The sequence below is a fragment of the Dactylosporangium sp. NPDC050588 genome (assembly GCF_040654975.1).
Taxonomy (GTDB): Bacteria; Actinomycetota; Actinomycetes; order Mycobacteriales; family Micromonosporaceae; genus Dactylosporangium; species Dactylosporangium maewongense.
The window spans coordinates 22,109-34,405 of record NZ_JBFAJA010000122.1 but is presented as its reverse complement, the minus strand read 5'-3'; the positions used below and the strand labels follow the sequence as shown (position 1 = coordinate 34,405).

Genomic DNA, 12,297 nt, shown 5'->3' with positions numbered 1-12,297 from the left:
ACGCCCTGCCTCTCGGTTGCGGCCGCCGGCGGGGGTTGTCGTGGCCGCCCCCGACCTCGACGGCTTCCTTGCCGAGGCCGATGCGGGTGGACAGGCGGCCCGGCCCGGCCCGGTCGATGGTGGTGAGGACCAGGCCGCGGCGGCCCTGCCGGGCGTGGTTGTAGTCCATCTGCAGGGCGAGGGTCGACTTGCCGCAGTCCATCGGTCCGTAGAAGAACTTCAGGGAGCCACCGCGGCGTAGCCGGCTGTCACCGGCGGCGACGCACGCGGACGGGTCTTCGTCGAGGGTCTGGGTGGAGGACGTCACGACGGTGCAGCCTACTGGGCCGGTGGCGGGCCACCCAGCCGTCGGAGGGCGGCGCGGACCTCGTGCCGTTCCGGGGTGCCCATCTCGTCGAACAGGCGCAGCGCCGCGGTGAGGTGTTCCCGGGCGGTGTCGGGGTCGCCGGTGGCGGTGCCGACGCCGCGGTGGGCGCGGGCCTGTTCGTAGCGGTGCTGGGCGCGGGTCGCCCGGTCCAGGACCCACCGGTGGACGGTTTCGGCGTCGGCGGGGCGGCCGGCGGTGTGCAGGGCCTCGCCGTACGTGTTCCCGGCGTGGCAGGCGGCGGTCGGGTCGAGGTGCCGGCCGTCGTCGTACGCGCCGTGCAGCAGCCGCAGGCCGCGGTCGTGGTCGCCGAGGGCGACGAGGCTGGCGCCGATGACGGTGCGGGCCTCGATCTCCGAGCCGGGGCCGGCGTCGACGCCGAGCTGCCGGCGCGCCCACGACAGCAGCAGGGTCGCCTGCCGGTGCTGGCCGAGGCGGGCGCGGGTCGCGCCGAGCTCGACCGCGCCGACGGCGCCCGGCCAGGTGCTGCCGCCGTCGCTGCCGGTGCCGCGGGCGTAGGCGATGATCCGTTGGGCGACGAGGACGGACTCGTGGTGCCGGCCCAGGGCCCGCAGCGTCGCGGCGAGCGGTGTCCACTGGCCGCTGACCTGCCGCCGGTCGTCGCCGGCGGTGAGGGACCGTTCGGTGAGGGTCAGCGCTTCCCGGAACCGGCCGACGTTGAGGTACACGTAGGTGAGGTTCGACTCGGCGCGGGCACCCCAGCGGGGGTGGCCGACGAGGCGTTGCAGGTGCCCGGCGGCGGCGGTGAGGTCGCCGCTGCGGGCGTGCGCGGACGCGAGGTAGTTGTGGGCCATCGCGACGAGGTCCGGGTCGTCGAGGGCTTCGGCGGCGGTGAGGGCGCGGCGGTGCAGGTCCAGGGACACGTCGTTGATCGAGTTGCGGAACAGGTACGCCCACAGGGCGCGGGTGAGCAGGATCGTGTGCCGGTGCCGGTGGAGCCGGTCGGCGAGGTGGGTGACGGCGGCGACGTTGACCCATTCGACGTTCAGCCACTCGCGGGTGTCGAGCATGCCGGTGAACGTGGGCACGTGCGGGCCGACGTCGGTGAAGTCGATCGGGTCCCGGTCCGGGTTGCTTTCCCAGATTTTCGTCGCGGCGGCAGCGGTGTGCAGGTAGAAGTCGAGCATCCGGGTGGTCGCCGGGTCGCGTTCCGGGTCGGTGGCGGCGAGGTGGGCGGCGTATTCGCGGAGCAGGTCGTGGAACCGGAACCGGCCGGCGGCGGGTTCGTTGAGCAGGTGCGCGTCGACGAGCTGCCCGAGGAGATCCTCAGCGCTCGCGGTGGTGGTGGCGGTGATGGCGGCGGCGGCGCGGACGGACAGGTCACCGGCGGGGTGCAGGCCGAGGAGCCGGAACAGCCGCTGCGCGTGCGGGGGCAGCTGCCGGTACGACAGTTCGAACGCGGCGTGCGGGGACCGGCCGTCGACGGCGAGGTCGACGGGGGCGGGGTGGGCGCGGCGGAGCCGGTCGGCGAGGTCGGCGACGCTCCACGACGGGCGGTGCGCGAGCCGGGCCGCGGCGAGCCGCAACGCGAGCGGCAGGTGCCCGCACAGGTCCGCGACGTCGGCGGTCGCGGCCGGGTCGGCGGCGGCGCGGGCCCCGACGACCCCGGTGATCAGCCGGAGCGACTCGGCGGGTGCGAGGACGTCCAGGGACACGGGGCGGACGCCGTCGAGGCCGGCGATGCGGCGGCGGCTGGTGACGATGACCAGCGACGCCGACGCGCCGGGCAGCAGCGGGGTGACCTGCGCGGCGTCGGCGGCGTCGTCGAGGACGATCAGGAGCCGCCGGCCGGCGGTCTCGGTCCGCCACCGGGCGGCGCGGTCGTCGGGGTCGGTGGGGATGCGGGCCGCGCCGAGGTGGGTGAGGAGGACACCGAGGGCCTCGTGCGGCGGCAGCGGCGGCCGGTCGCTGTGGGCGCGCAGGTCCAGCAGCAGCCGCCCGTCGGGGTAGCGGCCGGCGACGCGGTGCGCGACGTGGACGGCGAGGCTGGTCTTGCCGACGCCGGCCATCCCGTCGACGGTGACCACCACCGGGGTGCCGCCACCGGCGGCGTCGGCGGCGTCGACGGTGGCGACGACTCCGGCGACGACGTCGTCGCGGCCGGCGTAGTCGGCGACGTCCCGCGGCAGCGTCCACGGCCGCTGCGGCGCCGGGACAGTGGCCGGTGGTGGCGCGGCGGGGGCGGGGTCCGCGGCGGGGTGCAGCAGGTCCTCGTGCAGCCGCTGCAGGGCGTCGCTCGGCGGCAGGCCCAGCTCGTCGTCGAGGGTCCGCCGCAGCCGCCGGTACACGGCGAGCGCGTCAGCGGTCCGCCCGGCGCGGGCGAGGGCCGTCATCAGCTGCCCCGTCACCCGTTCCCGCAGCGGGTGCTGCTCCACCAGCGCCGTCAGCTGCCCGATCAGCGACGCGTGCAGGCCGAGCCGCAGCTCCACGTCGACGCAGTCCTCCAGGGCGGCGTCGCGGCGTTCCTCGAACGCGACCGCGTGCGCGCGGACCGCGGCGCTGTCGACGCCGGTGAGCGCCGGGCCGCGCCACAGGTCCACGGCGGCCCGCAGCCGGGTCCGCGCCTGCGGCAGGTCACCGGCCGCGGCGGCGGCCCGGCCGGCGGCGGCGAGCGCGGTGAACGTGACGGTGTCGAGGTCGTCGCCGGCGACCGTGGCCCGGTAGCCGGCGGTGTCGGTGCTGATCAGGTCCGGCAGGAGCCGGCGCAGCCGGGACACGCACGTGTGCAGCTGCGCCCGCGCCGTCGCCGGCGCGTGGTCACCCCAGACGGCGTCGACGAGCTGGTCGACGGTGACGACCCGGCCCGGGTGCAGCAGCAGCATCGCCAGCAGCACCCGGTCCCGGGCGGCGGGCACCTCGACCGGCCGGCCGTCGACGTGGACGGCAAGGGGACCGAGGAGCCGGAATCGCACGCAGGTGAATGTAGTGACCTGCGGCCGGGAGGTGTACGGGAGGGTTACAGGCGGGCTACAGGCGGGTCGGTGGGGTGTTCCCGGCCTGTTCGATCGCCTTGCGGATCGGGACGGCGAGCAGCGCGAGGAACCCGGCGACGAAGAACACCAGCAGCGAGATGATCGCGACCCGGTAGGAGCGGGTCGTGTCGTAGGCGAGGCCGAACAGCAGCGGCCCGAGCCAGCTGGTGCCCTTGTCGGAGATCTCGTAGATGCCGAAGTACTCGCCTTCGCGGCCCTTCGGGATCAGCTGCGAGAACAGCGACCTGGACAGCGCCTGCGACCCGCCGAGGACGAGGCCGATGCCGCCGCCGAGCGCGACGAACAGCAGCGGCTCCTTCGCCGGCAGGAAGTACGCGATGACGATGATCACCGTCCAGAGCACGAGACTGCCGAGGAGGGTCTTCCACGCCCCGTACCGTTTCGCGAGCCAGCCGAGCAGCAGCGCCCCGGCGAACGCGAGGAACTGCACCATGAGGATCGTCGGGACGAGGACGTCGTCGGACAGCTGCAGCTCCTTCGTCCCGTACTGGGACGCGAGCGCGATCACGGTCTGGATGCCGTCGTTGTAGATGAGGTACGCGACGAGGAAGAACAGGGTGAGCGGGTACGCCTTCAACGACTTCAGGGTGTGCCACAGCTGCCGGAACCCGTCGGTGAGGACGTTCACGCCCTTCGCCGGTGCCTCCTGCGGCGGCCGGTTGCGGAGGCTGAGCAGCGGGATCGTGGTGAACCCGGCCCACCACAGGCCGGCGGACACGATGCTGTACCGGGCGATCTCGCCGGTGGTCATGCCGAGGGTGTCCTGCATGAGGACGGCGACGACGTTGAGCAGCAGCAGCAGGCCACCGCCGAGGTAGCCGAACGCCCAGCCGAAGCTGGACACCCGGTCGCGGTCCTCCTCGGAGGAGATCTGCGGCAGGAACGAGTTGTAGACGACGACGGACGCGCCGAACGCGATGTTCGCGATCAGGAACAGGGCGGCGCCGAGCAGGTACCGGTCGCCGGTGAGGAACAGCATCCCGGCGGTCGCGGCCGCGCCGATGTAGGCGAACAGGGCCAGGAGCTGCTTCTTGCGCGGGGACCGGTCGGCGATCGCGCCGACGACCGGCAGGACGAACACGGTCAGGAACACCGACAGGCTCACCGTGTACGGGAACAGGGCGCCGGGCGCGATCGCGATGCCGAGCGGGTGGATGACGGCGCTGTCGCAGGCGTCGCCGTCGCAGCCGGCGGCCTGCTCCGCGATCGACGTCAGGTACGGGCCGAGGAAGACGGTGACGACGGTGGTGGAGAACGCGGAGTTCGCCCAGTCGTAGAAGTACCAGCCGACCCGTTCACGTTTCGTGCTGAGCTGCGGTGCCTCGGGTGTGTCGACAGCTGACACGGGGGCCTCTCCTACGCCGGGATTTACGCGGGGTTCCAGATGCCGCGGGCGTGGTAGACGTCGCGGAGCACCTCGATGTGATCGGTCATGATGCCATCAACGCCGAGGTCCAGGAAGTGCCCGATCTGCACCGGGTCGTCGATCGTCCACAGGTGCACGTGCAGGCCGAGGCGGTGCAGGTAGTCGATGAAGCGGGGACGGGCGAGGGTGAGCCGCCCGTACCGGGGTGGGATCTGCACGGCGACGACACTGCCGGCGACCCGGACGGGCCGGCCGGTCATGGACCCGGCCCACAGGGCGGTGACCTCCCGCATCCCGACCGACGTCGCCACCCGCGGGCCGGCTTCGCGGCGGATGCGGGTGAGCCGGGCGGAGGAGAACGACGCCAGCAGCACCCGGTCTTCGGCGCCGGCGCGGCGGACCGCGTCGACCGTCGGGGTGACCGCCGCGTCGGTCTTGCAGTCGATGTTGAACCGGACGTCGGGCCATGCGTCGAGGACCTCGTCGAGGCGGGGGACGGCGGCGGCGCCACCGACCCGGACGGACGCGAGGTCCGCCCACGTCACGTCGACCATGCGGCCCGGCCGGCCCAGCATCCGCTGCAGGGTGTCGTCGTGGAAGACGACGGGGACACCGTCGGCGGTCGCGTGGGTGTCGGTCTCGATGTACCGGTAGCCGAGGTCGACGGCGCGGGCGAACGCAGCTGTCGTGTTCTCGTCACCGGCCGCGGCGCCGCCGCGGTGCGCGAAACCGAGCGGTCCGGGCAGGTCAAGATAGGGCACGCGGACAGTATGCGGTGATCTTCCGGTGTGGTTGCGTAACGGCGGGTTACCTGTTGCTGTCCTCGTGCTGACACACGACTGTCGGCAGGCTTGCCGGGCGACGCGCAGTGTGGATCTGTACAGGTAGGGTGACGCACATGCGCGTGCTCGGCATTGACTTCGGCACGTCGAACACGGTCGCGATGGTCCGGACCCCGGACTCACGGATGCGGCCGCTGCTGTTCGACGGTTCCCCCTTGCTGCCTTCTTCTCTGTACTTCAACACCGACGGGAAAGTGCTGGTCGGCCGGGACGCCGAGCGTAACGCGCGGCTCGACCCGGCCCGGTTCGAACCGAACCCGAAACGTCGCATCGACGACGGTGAGGTGTTCATCGGTGACCATCCGATGCCGGTGCCGCGGCTGTTCGCGCACGTGCTGTCGCTGGTCAACACCGAGGCCCGCCGGCAGCTCGGCGCCGCCCCCGACGAGGTGCGGATGACGCACCCGGCGCGGTGGGGTGAGCGGCGCCGGTCGGCGCTGATCGAGGCGGCCCGCATCTCCGGGCTCGGGAACCCGCGGCTGATCGCGGAGCCGGTCGGTGCCGCGTCATACTTCACCGCGGTCCTCGGTTCCGCGGTGCCCGTCGGCCGGTCCCTGGCGATCTACGACCTCGGCGGCGGCACGTTCGACGCGACCGTGGTGCGGCGCACCCAGTCCGGGTTCGAGGTCCTCGCCGAGGACGGCCTGCCCGACGTCGGTGGTCTGGACTTCGACCACGCGATCGTCGAGCACCTCGGCAAGGTGTACTCCGAAAGCCACGCGGAGAAGTGGGCGTCGATCGCGACCCCGTCGGACGCGAACGCGCGCCGGCAGCGGCGGCTGCTGTACGAGGACGTCCGCGGCGCGAAGGAGATGCTGTCGCGGACCGCGTCGACGGACATCCACCTGCCGTCCCTGGAGGTGGACGCGCACCTGACGCGGGAGGAGCTGGAAGGGCTCGTCAAGCCGTACCTGGAGCGGACCGTGTCGTGTCTGCGCCGGGCGATCGAGTCGGCGCGGCTGCAGCCGAAGGACCTCGTCGGGATCTTCCTCGTCGGCGGGTCGTCACGGATCCCGCTCGCGGCGCACCTGATCCACACGGAGCTCGGGGTGGCGCCGACGACCCTGGAGCAGCCGGAGACCGTCGTCGTCGAGGGCGCGTTGTGCATCGGGGCGCCGTCGGCGCCGGCCCGCGCGTCCGGGATGCCGCGCACGACGACCCCGCCGCCCCCGCAGCCGCAGCAGCAGCGGCCGGTGTCGGCGGTGCCGGTGTCGCCGGGGATGAACCGGCCGCCGATCCAGCAGCAGCCGCCCGTGCAGCTCGTGCGGCAGCAGCCGCCGGTCCAGCTGACGCGGCAGGCCCCGCCGCCCGTCCAGCAGCCGCCGGTGCAGCTCGTCCGGCAGCAGCCGCCGCCGGTGCAGCAGCCGCCCGTGCAGCTGGTGCGGCAGCCGCCGCCCGTCCAGCAACCGCCGGTGCAGCAGCCGTACCGTCCGCCGGTGTCGCCGGCGCCGGTGCAGCAGCAGCCGGCGCGGCCGGGGCCGTTCCCGCCGCAGGTGACCCGGCCGGCGCCGGCGCCGGCGCCCGCCCCGCAGCAGGACGAGGGCGAGCGGAACTGGGTCGCGGTCATCGTCGTCGTGCTGGTGATCGTGGCGGTGCTGTTCGTGATCCTGCTGATGACCGCGTTCAACTAACCCCCGCCGCAGCGCGGAAGGGCCCGTCACGGACATCCGTGACGGGCCCTGACACTGTCTAGGGTCAGCCTGGGGTCAGCCGCCTTCGCGTTTGATCCGCAGGTACGCGAGGACCGCCTCGCGGGTGGTGCGGACGCCGAGCGCCTCCCGGGCCTCCGCGATCCGCCGGTTCGCGGTCCGCAGCGACAGGAACTCCGCGGCGGCGGCCGCGGCGATCGTCTCACCGCCGGCGAGCCGCTCCAGCAGCGCCCGCTGCTCCGGGGCCAGCTGCGGGCCGCCGGCGTCGGGTTCCGGGCCGGTGCCGAGGTCAGCGTCCGGGTCGGTGCTGACCGGGCCGATCCGGGCGAGGTCGGCGAGCAACGCCCGGCCGATGTCGCCGCCGGTGTCGCAGATCGCGACGATCCCGGCGCCGCGGGCCGCGGCGAGCAGCGCCAGCTCGGCGGTGTCGGCCTCCGCGACCCGCCCGTAGAGGGCGAGCCGCGCGTCGGACACGTCCCACGCCTGGTCGGTGAGCGCGAACCCTTCCCGGGTGCTCCAACCGGCGCGGGCGAGCCGGCGCAGCACGCTGGTGGCGTCGCCGCCGGACGCGACGACGTAACGGGGTGCGTGAGCGGGGTCGCCCGCCATCAGCGGCCCTGACCGTTCACGTGACCGGTCAGGTGGCCGGTTGGTCGGGGCGGTGCAGCGGGTGTCATCCGCCAACGATGCGGTGCACAGGCACCACCGCACAAGAGCACACCGTTACTCATCCAAGGTCCTCGATTGCGAGTGCGGCGGCTTCGGTGCGGGTGCGGGCGCCGAGCTTCCGCATGCCGGAGCGGATGTGGGTTTCGACGGTCTCCCGGGAGATGCCGAGCTGCCCGGCGATCCGGCGGGTCGGTTCGCCGTTCGCGACGAGCCGCAGCACGTCCCGTTCCCGGTCGGTGAGGTCGTCGCCGGCGCGCCGGCCGCGGGTGTCGCGGCGGATCGCGTGGCGGCGCAACGCCCGGCGGGTCCGGCCGAGCAGGACGACGAGCCCGGCCTCCTCGGCGAGCCGTTCGGCCTCCAGCAGCGGCGGCACGGCCCGTTCCGCGTCCTCCTCGAGGGTGCCCTGGGCGAGCAGGCACCGGACCTCCTCCCGGCGGGCGAGGTCGTGCCAGGCGGCGGCGGCCGCCGCGAACAGGTCCGGGGCCTTCCACGCGTCCAGGGTCGTGGCGACCGCCGCGAGCGGCCGGTCACCCTCCCCGAACCCCGCGTCGGGGGATGCGGTGTCGCCGGCGTCGTACGCGGCCCAGCGGGCGGTGATCCGGCGCAGCCCGTCGACGAGCGGCGGGGCGGGCAGGTCACCGGCGCGGCCGACCGCGTGGTCCGGCTGCCCGTCCAGCCACGCCGCCTCCCGCGTCACCCAGTCCAGGACCGGGCCGGTCGACGACGGCCGGCCGGTGAGCGCGTCCAGCCGCGCCCGGGCCGGGGCGAGGAGCCCACCGTCGGCCTCGGCGAGGCTGGCGGCGGCGACCGCGTAGCCGCGGGCGACCGCCGGGAGGGTCCGGTCGGTGAGGTCACCGGCGCGGCGGACGACCTCGTCGATCTCGTCGCCGCGCAGCGCGTCGCACCACAGCTGCGCGGCGATGAACCTGGTCTGCCACGAGTAGGCGAGGTCACCGGCGCACGCCGCCGCGGCCGCCGCGGCCGCGTTCGACGCCTCGGTGAGCCTGGCGTCGGCGGTGAGGGTCTCCACCAGCAGCCACGCCGACCAGCGGGCGGCGAGGACGTCACCGGCCTGCCCGGCCGCGGACGCCGCGGACGCCAGACCGTACTCCCAGCCGGGGCGGCGGGTGCCGGCACGGACGGCGGCGATCGCCGCCCGCAGCCCAGGGTGGGCGGGCGCGTCACCGTGGACGCGCAGCAGCTCCTCGGCGCGGGCCAGCGCCGTGTCCGGGTCCCGGGACAGGGTCGCGAGCAGCCGCACCCGGTCGCGGGCGCCGACGACCTCACCGGGCTCGCCGTCACCGACGGTGGTGACGGCGTCGGCGGCGGCGACCGCGTTGCCCTGCTGCAGCAGCGCCTCACCACGCAGGACGGCACCGACGGCGCCGACCGCCGGGTCGGTGACCGCGTCGGCGGGCAGGACGCGCAGGCACGAGCCGGGCCGGCCGGCGGCGAGGGCGGCGCGGGCCGCGTCCAGGCGCACGTCCGCGGCCGGCGACACGCCCGGCAGGTCACAGGCGAGCAGCAGCAGCTCGGCGCGTTCCCCGGTCGACGCGGCGGACCGGGCGGCGCGGACCGCGACCTGGTAGGCGTCGGTGTGTGCGCCGGCGGCGGCGAGGTGCCGGGCCGCCTCCCGCGGCGGGACCAGACCGGCGAGCCGCCGGTGCAACGCGACCCGCTCCGCCGGTTCCAGGAGACCGGCGGCGACCTCCGCCGTGTAGGGGGACACGGGCGCGGCGATCCCGGCGGCGTCGACCTCGACGAGACCGGTTCCGGTCAGCTCCGTGATGCCCTCACCGAGGACGGTCGCGGTGACCGGCCGGCCGAGCAGGCCGAGCGCCGCCATCGCGGTGCGGGCGGGACGGTTGAGGTCGGCGAGCGCACCGGCGACCGTGTACGCGAGACCCTTGTCGGAGTCGAGGGGGGTGCCGCCCTGCGCGACGTGCTTCGCGATCGCGGTCACGGCGAGGGGGACCCCGCCGGCGCGGCGCACGACGTCGGCGACGACGGCGGTGGTCGCGCCGGGCGCGATCTGCCGGACGAGCGCGGCGGCGGCGTCGGCGGGCATTGCCGGCACGTTCAGCCACGCCGTGGCGGCGGCGCGCAGGACCTGTTCGGCGTCGCCGGGCAGCCGGTGCGGCGTCCGCAACGTGACGGCTATCCGACAGTGTTCGGCGATCGCGGGAAGCGCGGCGACCGTCAACGGATCCGCCCACTGCAGGTCGTCGAGCAGCAGCAGACCGTGACGGACCCGGGAGCGGACGGCCTCGGCGAGCAGCGGCGCCTCATGTGACGGCAGTCGCACCCGCACCGCCCGGGACAGCGGCAACGCGGGCACGCCACGCAGCATCGCGAGGGCACCACCGGCGAACACGGTGCCGCGGAACGTCTCACCGAGCCGTTTCAGCACCGTGGAGCGGCCCGTGCCGGGCGCGCCCGCGATGACCACCAGACCGGGGTTACGCAGGGCGTCGACCGCCGCCGCGACCAGGTCGGCGGGCGGCCACACGGCGGCACCCACCGTCGCCCGCCCGGCCGGCACCCCCACCGGGACAGCGGCGGGCACACCGGCGACTGGCTCGTCAGTCGGTGCCTCAGGCACTTCTCGCCTCCATTCGTGGCACGAACATGGGATCCTGCGCGCGCAGGATATTCGTAATGTGTGTGCCGTACGTGCGTGACATGACGGTCTGATTCCACCCGGGAGCGAGTAATGAGCGAGGACCACCCCTTGGAACCCCGAGGGTACGTCGGCATTCTGGCTGAACACACCGGCCTCGCGCAGTCGGTGATCAGTCTCCACGGCGACGTATCCGCGCCCGGTTCAGGGCTTGTGTCCGGCCACACCGCGGTTCAGGGCTGACGGGCCGTGGCTCCAGGACCACTCAGCTCCCGGGTCGCGGACCTGTGCGCCGAGGTCGGCAACCGGCTCGGCGGCGGCGCCCAGGCACAGGTCGTCGACGTGCGGCGACGGCTCGGCGAGCCGCTGCGGGTCGCGATCGCGGGCCGGCTCAAGTCGGGCAAGTCGACGCTCGTCAACGCGCTCATCGGCCGGCGGGTCGCCCCGACCGAGGTCGGTGAGTGCACCCGCATCGTGACCCAGTTCCGGTACGGCACGTCCGACCGGGTCGACGTCGTGAAACGCAACGGCGCCCGGGTCAGCCTGCCGCTGGACGAGGCCGGCATGATCCCGCAGCGGCTCGGCGTCGCCCGCCACGACGTCGCGTACGTCGACGTGACCCTCACCAGCGACCACCTGCGGGACCTCACCGTCGTCGACACGCCCGGCCTGTCCAGCGCGAACACGTCCGTGTCGGACCAGGCCCGCCGGTTCCTGTTCTCCGAGGCGCCGATCGACGACGACCTCGACTCCGACTCCGCCGGTGCGCTGTCCGGCGCGGAGGCGATCATCTACGTGTTCACGCAGTCGGTGCGTGAGGACGACGTGCAGGCGCTGGAGGCGTTCCGGTCGATCTCCGCCCGGCTGTCCAGCAACCCGATCAACTCCCTCGGCCTGTTCAACAAGGTCGACAAGCTCGCCGGCGGCGGGCAGGACCCGTGGCCGATCGTCGCGCCGCTCGCCTCCGACCAGTCGAAGGTGCTGCGCCGGGTCGTGTCCGACGTGGTCCCGGTCGTCGGGCTGCTCGCCGAGACGACCGAAGCCGGGCGGCTGACCGCGGCGGACTGCGAGGCGCTGCGGCAGCTCGCCGCGCTCCCGCAGGGCGAGCGGACCGTGCTGCTCGCGTCCGTCGACCTGTTCACGACCCGTGAATGCGGGATCACCCGCGAGTCACGGGAGCGGCTGCTGCGGCTGCTGGACCTGTACGGGATCTCGTTCGCGATCGCGCAGCTGGTGAACAAGCCGACCCTCGCCACCGGTGAGCTCGTCCGGATGCTGTTCCAGGCGTCCGGGTTCCCGCGGCTGCGGCAGACCCTCGACCACGCGTTCCGGTGGCGCACCGACGCGATCAAGGCCGGGTGGGCGCTGTCGAGCCTGGAGAAGATCGCCAGCCACGCCGAACGGCCCCACGACCGGGAGCTGCTCCGCGACGCGATCGAACGGGTCCTGCAGCAGCCGGAGTCGCACCGGCTGCGGCTGCTGGAGGTCGCGCAGCTCGTCACGACCGGCGCCGTGGACCTGCCCGACCAGATGGAAGGCGAACTGACCCGCCTCGCCCTGTCCAACGACCCCGCCTGGATCCTGAACCTGCAGGGATCCGACCGTGACCAGATGGTCCGGGCCGCGTTGGACGCCGCGACCCGCTGGCGCGCCTACGCCGTCGCCGGTGCCAGCCCGTCCCAGTCGCGGGTCGCGCTCGTCGCGCACCGCGGCTTCTACCTGCTGTCCCAACGTATCCGTGGCCAAGCCCGTGTCAACTGAAGGCACCTACCC

General features: G+C 74.2%; 7 protein-coding genes and 1 pseudogene. 2 read left to right on the top strand and 6 right to left on the bottom strand.

The window, feature by feature from the left end; genetic code table 11:
* The 4 genes and pseudogenes from AB0I21_RS51815 to AB0I21_RS51800 all read right to left on the bottom strand — a co-directional run.
* Window positions 1-223 (bottom strand): annotated as a pseudogene (locus tag AB0I21_RS51815) (hypothetical protein); the annotation flags it as partial.
* Between the two features lie 95 nt (window positions 224-318).
* Entirely contained in the window at window positions 319-3,297 is a 2,979-nt protein-coding gene (locus AB0I21_RS51810) for a BTAD domain-containing putative transcriptional regulator (RefSeq protein WP_360572532.1), read from the bottom strand.
* A 55-nt stretch (window positions 3,298-3,352) separates the two neighbouring features.
* On the bottom strand, window positions 3,353-4,723 hold the full coding sequence (locus AB0I21_RS51805) for an MFS transporter (protein WP_360572530.1): 1,371 nt from the start codon (window positions 4,721-4,723) through the stop codon (window positions 3,353-3,355).
* Between the two features lie 23 nt (window positions 4,724-4,746).
* Window positions 4,747-5,505, bottom strand: coding sequence for a glycerophosphodiester phosphodiesterase (locus AB0I21_RS51800; RefSeq protein ID WP_360572528.1), 759 nt, complete (start codon window positions 5,503-5,505; stop codon window positions 4,747-4,749).
* Between the two features lie 137 nt (window positions 5,506-5,642).
* Between AB0I21_RS51800 and AB0I21_RS51795 the strand changes: the two genes are divergently transcribed.
* Complete coding sequence (locus AB0I21_RS51795; protein WP_360572526.1) at window positions 5,643-7,217, top strand: Hsp70 family protein; 1,575 nt, start codon at window positions 5,643-5,645, stop codon at window positions 7,215-7,217.
* A 75-nt stretch (window positions 7,218-7,292) separates the two neighbouring features.
* On the opposite strand, the gene AB0I21_RS51790 is transcribed toward AB0I21_RS51795, so the two are convergent.
* Together AB0I21_RS51790 and AB0I21_RS51785 are read right to left on the bottom strand one after the other, a co-directional pair.
* Window positions 7,293-7,844, bottom strand: a complete 552-nt coding sequence (locus tag AB0I21_RS51790) for a LuxR family transcriptional regulator (protein WP_344504850.1) — start codon at window positions 7,842-7,844, stop codon at window positions 7,293-7,295.
* 118 nt (window positions 7,845-7,962) lie between these two features.
* Window positions 7,963-10,506: a LuxR C-terminal-related transcriptional regulator gene (locus AB0I21_RS51785; protein WP_360572524.1), complete on the bottom strand. Its 2,544-nt coding sequence runs from the start codon at window positions 10,504-10,506 to the stop codon at window positions 7,963-7,965.
* Between the two features lie 267 nt (window positions 10,507-10,773).
* Here AB0I21_RS51785 and AB0I21_RS51780 point away from each other — a divergent pair, with 267 nt between their 5' ends.
* A complete protein-coding gene (locus AB0I21_RS51780; RefSeq protein WP_344504852.1) occupies window positions 10,774-12,285 on the top strand; it encodes a dynamin family protein in 1,512 nt (503 codons plus the stop codon).
* Window positions 12,286-12,297: the final 12 nt, after the last annotated feature.